Source organism: Nitrospinota bacterium, from assembly GCA_016235255.1.
Classification (GTDB): domain Bacteria; phylum Nitrospinota_A; class UBA7883; order UBA7883; family JACRLM01; genus JACRLM01.
The window spans coordinates 1-13,744 of sequence record JACRLM010000061.1 but is presented as its reverse complement, the minus strand read 5'-3'; the positions used below and the strand labels follow the sequence as shown (position 1 = coordinate 13,744).

Annotated in this window: 18 protein-coding genes and 1 riboswitch; of the genes, 15 read left to right on the top strand and 3 right to left on the bottom strand. The window is 56.8% G+C overall.

Annotation, left to right across the window (positions count from 1 at the left end):
- Window positions 1-378 precede the first annotated feature (378 nt).
- Window positions 379-1,200 (bottom strand): hypothetical protein, encoded by an 822-nt coding sequence (locus tag HZB29_07620; protein MBI5815464.1) that lies wholly within the window; start codon window positions 1,198-1,200, stop codon window positions 379-381.
- Window positions 1,164-2,444 carry a phosphomethylpyrimidine synthase ThiC gene (gene thiC / locus HZB29_07615; protein MBI5815463.1) on the bottom strand — a complete coding sequence of 427 codons (1,281 nt, stop codon included), beginning with the start codon at window positions 2,442-2,444 and terminating at the stop codon, window positions 1,164-1,166. Before thiC ends, HZB29_07620 begins: the two co-directional genes overlap by 37 nt.
- A gap of 68 nt (window positions 2,445-2,512) precedes the next feature.
- Window positions 2,513-2,618, bottom strand: a riboswitch (TPP riboswitch).
- 162 nt (window positions 2,619-2,780) lie between these two features.
- On the opposite strand from thiC, the gene HZB29_07610 reads away from it, so the two are divergent.
- From HZB29_07610 to HZB29_07590, 5 genes are all read left to right on the top strand, one after another.
- Window positions 2,781-4,265: a DUF3391 domain-containing protein gene (locus HZB29_07610; protein ID MBI5815462.1), complete on the top strand. Its 1,485-nt coding sequence runs from the start codon at window positions 2,781-2,783 to the stop codon at window positions 4,263-4,265.
- 15 nt (window positions 4,266-4,280) lie between these two features.
- Entirely contained in the window at window positions 4,281-5,408 is a 1,128-nt protein-coding gene (locus HZB29_07605) for an aminotransferase class V-fold PLP-dependent enzyme (protein ID MBI5815461.1), read from the top strand.
- Window positions 5,405-5,653, top strand: coding sequence for a DUF3343 domain-containing protein (locus tag HZB29_07600; GenBank protein MBI5815460.1), 249 nt, complete (start codon window positions 5,405-5,407; stop codon window positions 5,651-5,653). Before HZB29_07605 ends, HZB29_07600 begins: the two co-directional genes overlap by 4 nt.
- A 285-nt stretch (window positions 5,654-5,938) precedes the next feature.
- Complete coding sequence (locus HZB29_07595; GenBank protein ID MBI5815459.1) at window positions 5,939-6,337, top strand: nucleotidyltransferase substrate binding protein; 399 nt, start codon at window positions 5,939-5,941, stop codon at window positions 6,335-6,337.
- On the top strand, window positions 6,334-6,660 hold the full coding sequence (locus HZB29_07590) for a nucleotidyltransferase domain-containing protein (GenBank protein ID MBI5815458.1): 327 nt from the start codon (window positions 6,334-6,336) through the stop codon (window positions 6,658-6,660). The genes HZB29_07595 and HZB29_07590 overlap by 4 nt, the downstream gene beginning before the upstream one ends.
- Before the next feature lie 31 nt (window positions 6,661-6,691).
- On the opposite strand, the gene ruvB is transcribed toward HZB29_07590, so the two are convergent.
- Window positions 6,692-7,729 carry a Holliday junction branch migration DNA helicase RuvB gene (ruvB, locus tag HZB29_07585; GenBank protein MBI5815457.1) on the bottom strand — a complete coding sequence of 346 codons (1,038 nt, stop codon included), beginning with the start codon at window positions 7,727-7,729 and terminating at the stop codon, window positions 6,692-6,694.
- A gap of 124 nt (window positions 7,730-7,853) precedes the next feature.
- Between ruvB and HZB29_07580 the strand changes: the two genes are divergently transcribed.
- The 10 genes from HZB29_07580 (at window position 7,854) to HZB29_07535 (ending at window position 13,623) form a co-directional block, all read left to right on the top strand.
- Window positions 7,854-8,051 carry a zinc ribbon domain-containing protein gene (locus HZB29_07580; protein MBI5815456.1) on the top strand — a complete coding sequence of 66 codons (198 nt, stop codon included), beginning with the start codon at window positions 7,854-7,856 and terminating at the stop codon, window positions 8,049-8,051.
- Window positions 8,052-8,112: 61 nt separating this feature from the next.
- Window positions 8,113-8,253 (top strand): hypothetical protein, encoded by a 141-nt coding sequence (locus HZB29_07575; GenBank protein ID MBI5815455.1) that lies wholly within the window; start codon window positions 8,113-8,115, stop codon window positions 8,251-8,253.
- A gap of 108 nt (window positions 8,254-8,361) precedes the next feature.
- On the top strand, window positions 8,362-8,583 hold the full coding sequence (locus HZB29_07570; GenBank protein ID MBI5815454.1) for a type II toxin-antitoxin system HicB family antitoxin: 222 nt from the start codon (window positions 8,362-8,364) through the stop codon (window positions 8,581-8,583).
- Between the two features lie 2 nt (window positions 8,584-8,585).
- Window positions 8,586-8,810 (top strand): type II toxin-antitoxin system HicA family toxin, encoded by a 225-nt coding sequence (locus HZB29_07565; GenBank protein MBI5815453.1) that lies wholly within the window; start codon window positions 8,586-8,588, stop codon window positions 8,808-8,810.
- Window positions 8,811-8,855: 45 nt separating this feature from the next.
- A complete protein-coding gene (locus HZB29_07560) occupies window positions 8,856-9,809 on the top strand; it encodes a histone deacetylase (GenBank protein MBI5815452.1) in 954 nt (317 codons plus the stop codon).
- 74 nt (window positions 9,810-9,883) lie between these two features.
- Entirely contained in the window at window positions 9,884-10,330 is a 447-nt protein-coding gene (locus tag HZB29_07555) for a transcriptional repressor (protein ID MBI5815451.1), read from the top strand.
- A 21-nt stretch (window positions 10,331-10,351) separates the two neighbouring features.
- Complete coding sequence (locus HZB29_07550; protein MBI5815450.1) at window positions 10,352-10,765, top strand: YjbQ family protein; 414 nt, start codon at window positions 10,352-10,354, stop codon at window positions 10,763-10,765.
- A 139-nt stretch (window positions 10,766-10,904) separates the two neighbouring features.
- A complete protein-coding gene (gatB, locus tag HZB29_07545; GenBank protein MBI5815449.1) occupies window positions 10,905-12,347 on the top strand; it encodes an Asp-tRNA(Asn)/Glu-tRNA(Gln) amidotransferase subunit GatB in 1,443 nt (480 codons plus the stop codon).
- Entirely contained in the window at window positions 12,334-13,227 is an 894-nt protein-coding gene (gene rsgA / locus HZB29_07540) for a ribosome small subunit-dependent GTPase A (GenBank protein MBI5815448.1), read from the top strand. The genes gatB and rsgA overlap by 14 nt, the downstream gene beginning before the upstream one ends.
- Window positions 13,228-13,245: 18 nt before the next feature.
- On the top strand, window positions 13,246-13,623 hold the full coding sequence (locus tag HZB29_07535; GenBank protein MBI5815447.1) for an LON peptidase substrate-binding domain-containing protein: 378 nt from the start codon (window positions 13,246-13,248) through the stop codon (window positions 13,621-13,623).
- Window positions 13,624-13,744: the final 121 nt, after the last annotated feature.

Genomic DNA, 13,744 nt, shown 5'->3' with positions numbered 1-13,744 from the left:
AATCCATTCTTCCCTTGCCAGTTTTCCCGTTACCGTTTACTCTTTTCATGTGACCTCCTTGCTTTCCGTTGTTTTCGTTCAAAAACATGGTAGCAGGTGAGGTCATACCTTCGTTTCAACTAAGTTTAGGACACTTTCTCAAGAATCCAGCTTTTTTCAAATCAGGCGAGTTTGCCTCCAAAAGCATATTAATTATTCTTTCATGAGAGCCGAGTTTTTTGTCAACTTTACCAGAGGAAAACTTCAAGGAAATAGGTTTGCAATAATGAAAAATCGCATAATAAGCCCTGTTGGCGGATGTTCGTATTTCAAGTTCAGAGTCATTAAGAAATAAAAGGCGCAAAGACAGCGTTAACAGGTCATCAGCCGAAATTGACATTACTCGTCACGCCAAGAGGTATATATAAAAGTGATCTTTGATGCGGCTTTTGGTATTTGGGCCTCGTATGCAAGCGACTCAGCGTGTTTGATATTCAAGTTGACAATTTGAGCTACAGGTTTGTCCACAAATATTTCATAACTAATCCACTGTGAATCTTCATCCTCAAGCAAGTTTAATTGATTATTTGTAAAATAAACGCCGTTTTTGTGTAAAACTGAAAATGCTTTTTTCTGTAATACTTCAAAATCATCGTCACCAATATTATTGGTATTCATGTATTTGATTATTGAATCTAATCCGGTGAGATTGGCCGCAGTATTGCCGTGAGGTTTCATCTTGTTTAAAAAGTTGTTCCATGGCAACGCGTCGTGCGGTCTTCCTGACGCAAAAAGAATATGTATTATGAGTTGGACACAAGCAGGGGTTTTAGGGTTAATATTATGCGCCAGGCGAGCTTGTAAATAGGCATCCGTAAAAAAACCTGCGGCGCATAAACTCGCCGCGTAATTTAAATGGATCATGTATTCATCGGGAAATTGTTTAAGCGCTGATTCATAATAATTCCGGGCTTCCTGAATTCTGTTTTGATAAAGGGAAATCCACGCCAATGATGTTATCGTGTTAAGCGAATCACTACTTCGCATAGCCTCAGCTTCTTGCGAAAGTCGAAGCAAAAGCGCGCTATCCCTTCGTTCCTGAAGCGACAATGCGGAAACCCGCTCCAAGAGTTCGGCTGCTTTTGAAACTGTATGCGTTAGAGTCATAATGTGAATATTATACCTTACTTCACCGCCATGTGCCCTGTCTTGATCGAACACAGCGAGGCGCACATGGTGCAAACTTCCTCGTCGGCGGGGCTTGTCTCCGCGCGGCGTTCACGGGCCTTGGCAGGGTCCATGGCAAGTTCGAACTGCAGTTTCCAGTTGAGCTCCTTGCGCGCCTTGGCCATTCTGTCGTCCCAGTCACGGGCGCCTTTGATCCCCTTCGCGATGTCGGCGGCGTGGGCGGCGATGCGGGTGGCGATCACCCCGTCGCGCACGTCCTGGGGCGTGGGGAGGCGAAGGTGCTCGGCGGGGGTGACGTAGCATAAAAAGTCCGCCCCGGCAGAGGCCGCTATCGCCCCTCCGATGGCGGCGGTGATATGGTCGTATCCGGGCGCCACGTCGGTCACAAGCGGCCCAAGCACGTAGAACGGGGCGTTGTTGCAAAGCCTTTTCTGGAGCGTCATGTTGGCGGCGATCTGGTTCATGGGCATGTGCCCCGGCCCTTCGATCATCACCTGCACGCCGGCGTGGCGGGAGCGTTTTGCAAGCTCTCCCAAGGTGATGGTCTCATGCACCTGCGCCCGGTCCGTGGCGTCGGCCAGGCATCCGGGGCGCAGCCCGTCGCCAAGGCTTAGCGTCATGTCGTATTCGCGCGCGATTTCCAAAAGCCTGTCGAACTTGGCGTAAAGGGGATTTTCTTCCCCGTGGTATTCCATCCACTTGGCGTGGATTGCGCCACCTCGGCTGACGATGTCCAGAAGGCGCCCTTCTTCGTTCAACTGCCGAACGGAGTTGCGCGTCACGCCGCAATGGACGGTGATGAAGTCCACCCCGTCCTGTCCATGTTTTTCGATGGCGCGGAAAAGCTCGTCTGCGTTCATGTCCAGAAGGTGTTTTCCGGCGGCGGCGTTCTCCGCGGCCACCTGGTATATCGGCACCGTGCCCACCGGCACGGGGCATTGTTCCATGAGGGCGTGGCGTATTCCCGGTATATCCCCCCCGGTGGAAAGGTCCATGATGGCGTCCGCCCCGGCGTCTATGGCCACCCGCATTTTTTCCATCTCGTTGGCCACGTCCATATCGTCCCTGGAAGAGCCGATGTTGGCGTTCACCTTGGTGGAAAGCCCCGCTCCGATGGCAAGCCCTTCGATGGGGCGGCGGTTGCTTTTGGTTATGACGATGGAGCCGTCCAGCACTCCGTCCTTGATGAAACGCGGCTCCACCCCTTCGTTAGCCGCAAGGGTCTCCATTTCGCGGGTGATCTTGCCGCCTCTTGCGGCGATAAGCTGTGTGGTCATGTTCGTTCCTTTAAATGGGGCGGATAATATCCATTTTATCGCGGGCCGCGGGCCGAAGGGAGAACGGGCGGGCTTTCGGCGCCCATCCCTCCGCCGGCATTACCCGGTTCAGGTTCAAAGGGTCTCTTCTCAGCCGTTGGAAACACATTTCCGCCGGCGCCCCCTGCGCATATAACATTAATCAAAGTTAACGCAGTTGGCCGAATAAAGTCAAATCGCAACGGGCCTCATGATTGACAACCGGGCTAAGGATCATGCCCAATCGGCTTTAATGCGCTTGAATTGTCGTAAAATGGCTAATATCCTAGGTCAGACTTCAAATTAATAGAGATTGAAATGCCGGAAGAAGTTAAGACCGTCATTAAGAAAATAAGGACGTCCGACCTTAGGATCGGGATGTATGTCCATAAGGTGGACAGCTCCTGGCTTTCCACCCCATTCATGCTCGGCAGTTTTGCGGTGGCTTCCCAGAAAGACATACAGAAACTGCTGGATTACGAAATCGGCAATGTCTTCATAGACACGTCAAAAGGGCTGGACGTAGGGGAAGCGGCCGCCTCAGTGGCCGAAAAGGAAAAACAGCTCAGTGAGGCCGATTTTTTCAGGGTATCCCTCAACGAGCTTGTGATAGACCGAGCCGTTCCGGCGGACATGTACAAAAAGGGGGCCTCCGGCGGATTTGATCTGATCATGAAGCATGGGCTGGCGTATGGCGAGGAGGTCAACGAGCTTTTCCGCGACGCAGGGCTGACCGAGGCCTTAATCCCGCTGGACCAGAAAAAACTTTTTGAAAGCTACCGCCACGCCATCGAGGTGGAGTCGGAAAACCGCAAGAGCCAGGGATTCGGCGACGATTTCCTTGATCCGCGCAAGGTGGAAGCGCACTTTGATTTTATGCTCAATTTCCAGGCCATCAGCCCCCTGGCGCTGGTGGACAACACCAAACCGCCGTTTTCCATCTATATAAGGGAAGGGGAGGAGGTGAAAGAGACCCATCCGGCGAAAGCCCCGTTGAACCACGAGCAGATCGAAAGATGGGCCGAGGAGGAGACGAACATCCTTGTCCGCAGGGAGGACCAGGAAGCCTACAAGGCCTATATGTTCGAATACACGAAAAACTCCAAGGACATGCGCGCCCGCGCAACATTCGTCAAGGAGAACTCCAGGATAATAATCGAAGGGCTTGCCCAGAATCCGCGGTCGGAGCAGCTGATGAAGGAGACGAAGGAATCCGTGGCGGACCTTGCCGGAACGGTGATCCAGAATCCCACCACCTTCTACGGCCTTATGAAGATAAACAATTACGACTATTACACGTTCACCCATTCGGTGAACGTGGCCACCCTTTCGTTGGCGCTGGCCATGGCCGCCGGGGTGAACGGCAAGGAGGAGCTTGCGGACCTGGGCCTTGGCGCCATACTCCACGACATCGGCAAAAGCCGGGTGGACCAGAAAATCATCAACAAGCCGGGCAAGCTCACCGACGAAGAGTACAAGACCGTCACAAACCACGTGATGCTGGGATACGAAATGCTCCGGGTGAACAAGTCCATATCGGAACGGGCGTTCCTGCCGCTGCTCCAGCACCATGAGAAACTTTCCGGCAAAGGGTATCCCAACAAGCTGCCTGCGGAGAAGATACACATGTTCGGCCGCATATCGGCGATCATAGACATATATGACGCGCTGACCACCGAACGGGCCTATAAAAAGGCGTTCAAGCCTTTCGACGCGCTGGTGCTCATCTCCAAGAGCGAGGAGGACTTCGACAAGAAGCTGTTTGGCCTTTTCGTGAAGATCATCCACAAACAGCAAGCCTGAAAGGCCTCGTCAACCATGAAAAGCCGCCTTGTTTATCTGGACAACGCGGCCACTTCGTTCCCCAGGCCCCCATCGGTCGCCACTGCCATGGCGCGGGCTATGGCGTCGGCTGGCAATCCGGGCAGGGGAGGGCATGCGCTGGCGCTGGACGCGGCGCGGATGGTGTTCGGCGCCAGGGTTTCACTTGCGGAGTTTTTCAAATTGCCCGATCCGGAACGCCTGGTGTTCACCCGTGGCGCCACGGAAGGGATAAACATCGCGCTAAAAGGACTTTTGCAAAAGGGGGACACGGTGGCGGTCTCCGCGATCGAGCACAACGCGGTGGCGCGCCCGCTCGAATCGCTGCGCAAACGCGGGGTGAAAATAGTTGGCGCTCCGCTTCTTCCAAACGGGTTGCCGGACCATAAGCGTGTCCCGGAGGTAAAGATGCTGGTGACAGTTGGCGCCAGCAATGTCACCGGGGCAATCGCCGACGTCAAGCGGTTGGGGGAGGCGTGCCGCGAGCGGGGGGTGATGTTCATGGTGGACGCGGCGCAGACCGCCGGAAGCGTCCCGTTCGACGCGCGCAACGTGGACATCCTCGTATGCGCCGGGCACAAGGGCTTGCTCGGGCCGCAGGGGATTGGATTTGCCTGGTTCCGCGATGGGATAGAGCCGGAGCCGTTCATCGAAGGGGGGACGGGGAGCGAGTCCGAAAGGGTGTCCATGCCGCAATTATGGCCGGACAGGCTGGAGGCCGGCACATTGAACACGCCGGGGATTGCCGGGTTGGCGGCTGGGATCGAATATTTAAAAAAGGTCACGGTGGCCGCCGTGCGGGAGAGGGAGATATGGCTGATCCGGATGATTCTGGAGGCGCTGCTCGATGAGCCGGAAGTGACGGTGTATGGCCCGAGGGCGGCGCGGAAACGGGCGAGCCTTGTCACGTTCAATGTCAAGGGGATGGACCCGGCGGAGGTGGCGGATAAGTTGAACCGGCGCGGCGTGGCGGTGCGGGCCGGCTTGCATTGCGCCCCGGCGGCCCACAGGTTCATCGGCACGTTTCCGGAAGGGGCGGTGCGCGTGAGTCCCGGCGTGATGAACACGAAAAAGGATATCGAAAAGTTCATCGAAGCGATCCGCAAGATCATCGGGAAGAGATGAAAGAGCGCGTAATCGCAGTGTTCGTCACCACGCATGAAACGATGCTGGCCGAAAAAACGTTCAAGACCGGCGGCGTGAAATTCCGCACAGCCCTAAAACCCCGCAAACTCGGCGGTTCCTGCCAGATGGCGCTCACCTTCGCCCCGGAGATTTTTCAACGCGCGCGGGATGTGGTGAAAGAGAGCGGATTGAAGCTTGAGGGATTTTACCGGCAGGACGGAGAAGGGGAGTGGACACCGTTATAACGGCGCCATCCCAGTGGCAACTGGCGAATCTTTTTCCCCTCCTTTTATAAGGAGGGGGAGCGGCTCTCAGCCGCCGGGGTGGTAAACGATCCGCGTTAACTTTGCATCGCGATTACCCCCTCCCTAAAAAGTGCCGAGGGCCATTGTCATCCCGGAAGCCGTCATCGCCTATCCGGGATTGCGGCATTCGCCGGTTCCGGCGGCAGGTTGTGGCGCATTTCTTCCCTTTAGCTTGCCGGGGTGTTCGCGCCAGGTGTATATTTGATCAAACAATCAATTATTCCAATGAACAAAGAGCGCTTCATAGAACGCAAGGCCGACTTTATAAAGGCGCTTTCGCGGCTCAAAGAGGCGCTTGCCGAAAAAGAGACGTCCATTGCGCGCGACGCGGCCATCCAGCGTTTCGAGTTTTGTTATGAACTTGCATGGAATACCATGAAGCTTTGGCTTGAAAGCAAGGATATCGACGTGCGCAACGCCAAGGACACGTTGCGCGAAGCGCTAAAGCAAGGCTTGATCGAGGATGGTTCCGGCTGGTCGCTAATGCATGAGAACCGCAACCTCACCAGCCACACTTATGACGAACAGACGGCTGTCAAGGTGCATGGATTCATAAAGAAGGAAGGCGTGGCCCTTTTTGACGTCCTGGAGGCGCGTCTTGAAGCGGCCGCGAAGGATTTATGACACGGTTTGGAGTTTCGGAGGACATTCTCGGAAAAATCAGCGGCGTGATGGCGAAATTCCACGGCGTACGCAAAGCCGTGATATATGGCTCCCGGGCCCGGGGAGACTTCAAGAACCAATCGGACATTGATATCGCCGTTTACGCCCCGGGGATGAGCCATGCCGATTTCCTGGCGTTGCTATCGGCGCTGGACGACCTGCCGGTGATTTTTCAGATACAGGCCGTCCATTTTGACACTCTGGAAAATAACGGGATCAAGGGGAAGATAGAAAGAGACGGGGTGGAGTTTTACGCTTCGCGTCGCCTGCAAGCCCAAGTCTGATTAAATAAAGGCTGCAGGTACCCTCCCGCCTTCACCCTATCGGCAGTTTCAATGTTTCCTGCCCTGTCCCTGTCATCGTCAGTCCAAGATGCCTGTACGCTATCGGCGTGGCAACACGGCCTCTAGGTGTCCGTTGAATAAAGCCTTCCTGGATCAGGTACGGTTCGATCACGTCTTCGATGGCGCCGGAGTCTTCTGAAATCGCGGAAGCCAGCGTGTCCAGCCCAACGGGGCCGCCGCCGAAATTGTTCATGATGGTCAGCAGCAGCCGCCGGTCCATCTTGTCCAGCCCCCGGTGGTCCACCTCCAGCATGGCAAGGGCCGTCTTGGCCACATCAAGCGTTATCACGCCGTCACCTTTCACCTCGGCGAAGTCCCGCACGCGCCGCAGGAGCCTGTTGGCCACGCGGGGAGTGCCGCGGCTGCGGGAGGCGATCTCCACAGCCCCATCCCCGTCCATGCCGATGTCCAGTATGGCGGCGGACCTGTTTATGATAGTCACCAGCTCTTCCGGGGTGTAAAAATCGAGCCTGTGGATTATTCCAAACCTGTCCCGCAGCGGCGAGGTGAGAAGCCCGGCACGCGTTGTGGCGCCGACAAGGGTGAACGGTGGCAGCGCAAGGTTTATCGAACGGGCCGCCGGGCCCTGGCCGATGATGATGTCTATCCGGTAATCCTCCATGGCGGGGTAGAGTATCTCCTCCACGGCGGAGTTGAGCCGGTGGATTTCGTCAATAAAAAGCACGTCCCCGTCCTGCAGATTGGTCAAAATCGCCGCCAGGTCCCCCGCGCGCTGGATCACCGGGCCGGAGGTGGTCTTTATCTGGGAGCCCAGTTCGCGGGCGATGATGTGGGCCACCGTGGTCTTGCCCAATCCCGGGGGGCCGTAGAAAAGGCAATGGTCCAAAGCGCCGCCGCGCTGTTTTGCCGCCTGGATGAATATTGAAAGGTTTTCTTTGAGCGCGCTCTGGCCGATATACTCCGCGAGCGACGCCGGGCGCAGGCTGGCCTCCGCCCCCACTTCCTCCGGGGATTCCGGCGCCGGATCGGTCACTCTGTCTTCGCGCATAATGGGCTTCATTATACGGCGGCAGGGGCGCCCCGTCGAGAGACATGGGCAATATACGTGAAACCAATGGCGATATTTTGCATCTAAACCGGAGAAGGACTTAAGCGGATATAAGGTCATAAAGATGCCGATATACGAATATGTATGCAAAGCGTGCGGGGAGCAGTTCGAAAAGCTGACCGCGCTGGCCAACGCCCATTTGCCGTGCGAATGCCCGAAATGCGGCGAAAAAACGGGCGAACGGGTGCTTTCGGTCACAAGCAGCCTTGGCGCCAGCGCGTCCGGCGGCGGCTCCTCCTGCGGCCACTCCGGCTTTGGTTGAGCGCATTGACACCGGCCCGTGCGGCCGTTCTTTAAATCACCGTAGTTGAAAGCGTGAGACCATGAACTGGATTACCATCGCAGGGGGCGCGGCGGCGCTTGGCGCTGTCTATTTCGCCGTGACCACCTTCGCCCCGGAGCAGCTTTTGGTGGCGGGCGCCGTGGCTGCCATATTCCTGTTTTCCGGCGGGGGCGGCGGCTGAAGCCCCAAAAGCGGATGCTGACCGCGCCGTGCGCGCGGATTTATTTCTTCGGCGCCATTCCATCACCTGGCCGCATAGTGGTAAAATCCCGGGTCAAGGAGATTGACCATGAAAAAGTACGCCATTGTTGTGATGTACGACCCGGAGTACAAAGGATATGTGGTGGACGTGCCGGAACTGCCCGGTTGCATGAGCCAGGGGAAGACCGTTGACGATGCTTTGCTTAATATAAAGGACGCCATCAAAGGCTGGCTTCTGGCCGAGAAAAAGAAGGGGCGCAAGGCCCGCGCCGGTTATCCGGAAATGTTCATCGGTGAAGTGGCCGTCTGACCATGGGGAGGCTGGCCAACATATCCGGCAAGCGCGCGTTAAAGGCATTCATGAAATTCGGATATACTCTCGATCACCAGACCGGAAGCCACATGATCCTTGTCCATGAAACCAGGGCGACACTTTCAATACCCAACCATCGCGAAATAGCCCCCGGCCTTCTGCTGGGGCAGATAAACAAAAGCGGATTGACGGTGCAGGAGTTTTTAAAGGCCGCGCGCGGTTGAACCGGCTTATAATAGTCTCTGGCCGTAAACCTTTCAGACTTTATCATGACGCCAAAAACCGCGATCTATTACGACCCCATATTCCTCGCCCACGACACGGGGAACCACCCGGAAAACCATCATCGGCTGGAAGCCATCGTAAAAAAACTCAAGTCATCTTCATTCCACAGCAGGCTCGAATGGGTGAAGCCGGAGCCGGCCACCCCCACACAGGTGGAAATCGTCCATTCGCCCCACTATGTCCGCTGGCTGGAGGAGCGGATACTGCTGGGGGCGCATTATCTGGACGCGGACACGGTGGTGTGCCACGAATCGTGGGAAGCGGCCCTCACCGCCGCAGGGGAGCTGATCGGCGCCGCAAGGGCCGTGGCGGAAGGGAAATATAAGAACGCATTCTGCGCCGTGCGCCCGCCGGGGCATCACGCCGAAGCGGGGCGGGCCATGGGGTTTTGCCTGATAAACAACGTGGCGGTGGGGGCAAGGACCGTCCAGCGGGAGATGGGGCTTGATAAGGTGGCGGTGATCGATTTTGACGTCCACCATGGCAACGGCACCCAGCATATCTTTTATGACGATCCATCGGTCTTTTACGTCTCCACACACCTATGGCCCCATTATCCGGGGACCGGGAGCGAAGATGAAACGGGAGAAGGGGCGGGGAAGGGGACGACGCTGAACATCCCGATGACCCAAGGGGACGGCGACGAGGCTTTCGCGGAAAAGTTCGACAAGGTAATAGTCCCCGCGGTCTTGAAATTCAGGCCGGAAATGATCTTCATATCCGCCGGGTTCGACGGGCATAAAAACGATCCCCTCGGCGGCCTTGCTCTCACCGAAGCAGGATTTGCCGCCATCACCCGGAAAATCGCTCAGCTTGCGGACGACCTTGGGCATGGCAGGGTGGTGTCGGCGCTTGAAGGGGGATATGACCTGCCGGCGCTGGCCGCGTCGGTGGGGGCGCACGTGGGGGAACTTGTAAAAGCCGGCAAAAAAGAGTAGCATTCGTTTTCAGGAGTTATATCTTGGAGGGAGCGTGGCCGGAACTTATGCGGCCGCGCAAGCAGAAAAGGATTATGGAAACCACGCATCTGACGATTAAAGAAAACATCTCCAACGTTGAAATCACCGATCTTCTGAAAAGGCACGGGATCACCAGCACATTGCAAAGGGTGGAGATCGCCCAGATCATGCTCTCGCGCAAGTGCCACTATTCCGCCGAACAGGTGCTCGAAAAGGTGAACCGGGGGCGGAGCATCGTTTCCAAGGCCACCATTTACAACACGCTGAGGCTGTTCGCCGAGAAGGGGATAGTCAAGGAAATATTCGCCGACCCGGCCAAGGTGTACTACGAGCCGAAGGTTTCCGGCCATCACCACTTTTTCAACGAGGACACCGGGGATCTGACGGACATCGAACCGGGCCAGATGACCGTGTCCGGCATCCCCGCATCACCCGCGGGGACCGAGGTTGAAGGAGTGGACATAATCATAAGGGTCCGCAAGCTGGACGTCTCCCGCTGATCCGGCACCGGCGCTTTTGAAATGAGCGCGCGAAGCATCTTTGAATTTTCCGTGTCCACAAGGTCGCGGACCGACTTTGTGGACATAACCCATCAGGTGGCGCAGCTTCTTTCAAAAAGCGGGGTGCGCGAAGGGATTGCCACCGTTTACGTCCCCCACACCACCGCCGCCATAACCATCAACGAAAACGCCGATCCTTCGGTGATGAGCGACATGGGGCTTGCGCTGGACAAAATGGTCCGCTGGGACGATCCGGATTACGGGCACTCCGAAGGCAACTCCGCCGCCCACGTCAAATCGTCGCTTGTCGGCTGCTCCATAAACGTCATCGTGCGCTTTGGCACCATGGCGCTTGGCACGTGGCAGGGGATATTCTTCTGCGAGTTTGACGGACCCCGGAACAGAAAAGTGTTCGTGAAAATATCCGGGGAGTGATCCGCCGGCATCAAGCTATCGCAAGCTTGCGGTATCTTTCAAACAAATACATAATATGGCTTCACGGATGGCGGCGCCGTCCGGAAAAAATATCGTTTAACCGCGCCGTGACATTCAACGCGGCGTTTTGGAGAGGATGATGGAATACGAGACAGTCATAGGGCTGGAAGTGCATGTCCAGTTGAACACCGATTCGAAACTCTTCTGCTCGTGCAGCGCCAGTTTCGGCGCCGAGCCGAACGCCTCAACCTGCCCCATTTGCCTTGGCATGCCGGGTGTTCTGCCGGTATTGAACCGCGAAGTGGTGGAGCGGGCCGTAAAGGTGGGGCTGGCCACGGGGTGTTCCATCGCTCCGAAAAGCAGGTTCGCCCGGAAAAACTATTTTTATCCCGACCTGCCCAAAGGCTACCAGATATCGCAGTATGACGAGCCGATATGCCAGCACGGCAAGATAGAAATCCATCTGGACGGAAAGCCCAAGACCATCGGCGTCACGCGGATCCATATGGAAGAGGACGCCGGAAAGCTCATCCACGGGGAGAACCTGGGGCATCCGGACTCCAGCTATGTGGACCTGAACCGCGCCTGTGTGCCGCTTCTGGAGATCGTCTCCGAGCCGGACATACGATCGTCCGAAGAGGCGAAAAAATACCTGGAGAAGCTAAAGACGATACTTGAATACCTGGAAGTGTCCGACTGCAACATGGAGGAAGGGTCCTTGCGTTGCGACGCGAACGTCTCCATCCGCCCGGTGGGGCAAAAGGAATTCGGCACCCGCACCGAGCTTAAGAACATGAACTCCTTCCGCTACCTCCAGAAGGCGATAGATTTCGAGGTGGAGCGGCAGCGCAACGTGATAGGGGACGGCGGCAAGGTCATACAGGAGACCCGGCTTTTCGACCCGGACAAGGGAGTCACCCAGTCCATGCGCGGCAAGGAAGAGGCGCACGACTACCGCTATTTCCCGGAGCCGGACCTGACGCCGTTGATGGTGGACAAGGAATGGATTGAACGGGTGCTAAACTCTTTGCCCGAATTGCCGGACGCCAAGAGCCGCCGTTTCGTGGAGCGGTACGGCCTGCCGGCGTATGACGCGGACGTGCTCACCGCAAGCCGGGACGTGGCGGACTATTTCGAGCAGGCCGCAAAGGGCGCCAAAAATTTCAAGGCGGTCTCCAACTGGGTGATGAGCGACATACTGCGCATCCTCAAGGACCGGGGTGTGAAGGCGGCGGAATGCCATGTGACCCCCGCCATGTTGCGGGAGATGATCGGGCTTATGGACGACAACGTCATCAGCGGCAAGATCGCAAAGACCGTGATGGAGCAGATGGAGAAGAGCGGCGAATCGCCCAAGGCAATCGTGGAAAAGCACGGGCTTGTGCAGATCACAGACACTTCCGCCATCGAAGAAGCGGTGAGCCAGGTGATCGCGGCGAATCCTTCGCAGGTGGCCGAGTACAAAGGGGGCAAGACGAAGGTGATCGGCTTCTTCGTCGGCCAGGTGATGCGGGCGACGAAGGGGAAGGCCAATCCGGACATGGTGAACAAAATCCTTGTGGACAAGCTTGGCGCCCAATAAGCAGGAAAGCCGGGCCGCCGGGCGGGTGATCGCCCATTATGGCCTGCGGGTGCATATCAGGACGGACGAGGGGGTGGTGGAGTGGAAGCCGCCCCGGCGCGAGACGTGGGTGGTGGGGGACATGGTGGTCTTCCAGGATGGCCGCCCGAAGACGATACTCCCAAGAAAAACCGAGCTTGCGCGCCTCTCTTTTAGCGGGGCGAGCCAGGTCCTCGCCTCAAACCTCACCAAAATGGTGATAGTCACCGCGGCCGGCCCCGCTTTCAAGCCGGGGCTGATAGACAGGTTTTGCGTCGCCGCAAGCCACGCCGGGCTTTCCGCATCCATCGCGCTAAACAAGATAGACCTTCCCGGCGCGGAGGAATTTGCCGCGGCGGCGCGGCGTTTTGAAAAATGGGGGATCGAGGTGAACGCTGTCAGCGTGCGGACGGGCGAGGGATTAAACGGCCTTGCCGAATCGCTTCGCGGACATGTTTCCGTGATGGTGGGGCAGTCCGGCGTGGGGAAGACGTCCATCCTCAACCATATCGCCGGGGGCGCCGCCCGCGCCGTTTCGGAAGTGAACGAGAAGACCGGGGCCGGAAAGCATACCACCACAGTCTCGATCCTTGTGGAACTGCCTTGCGGCGGGGCGCTGATAGATTCACCGGGCATCCGGCAGTTTGTGCCGTCCGGGCTTGAGCCACGCGACGTGGCGGACCATTTCCCGGGATTTGAAAAGCTTCGGGGCGGGTGCAAATTCCGGGACTGCCTCCACACCGCCGAGCCCGGCTGCGCCGTGCGCGATGCGGTGAAACAGGGCGCTTTGGACGATGAGCGCTATCAAAGCTATATACGGCTGCTCGAATCGGTGAAACAACACTCCGAGCCGGAGTGGTAATATAAGAGCAGGCAGTATATGAAACTGATTCCGGTCTTTCCGCTTCCAAACGTGGTGTTGTACCCAAACGCAAACCTTGCCTTGCACATATTCGAGCCGCGTTACCGGGCCATGGTGGAAGACGCGCTGGCGTCGGACCGCATGATCGCCATGGCCAACTTCCTGCCGGAGTGGGAGAAAGATTACGCGGGCAATCCGGCGATCCGCCAGGTGGTGTGCGTCGGCGAAATCACCACCCACGCAAAGTTAAAGGACGGCAGATTTGTGATGTCCCTTGCGGGACGATACAAGGCGGACGTTCTTTATGAAGATTTATCCATGCCATACCGCCGCGCCGAGCTTGCCAGGATTGAAGAACGTTTAAGCTCCGAGGAGCTCTTATTAACCGTCTCATAATAATATAGACATTATTATATATGTATCAAGCCGCGTATTTCGTCGTTTCGCCGTTGAAGTACGATATCACCAGGTCCGGTGATTTCTGGACACGCCGCATATGACTTATCACCGCGCCCTT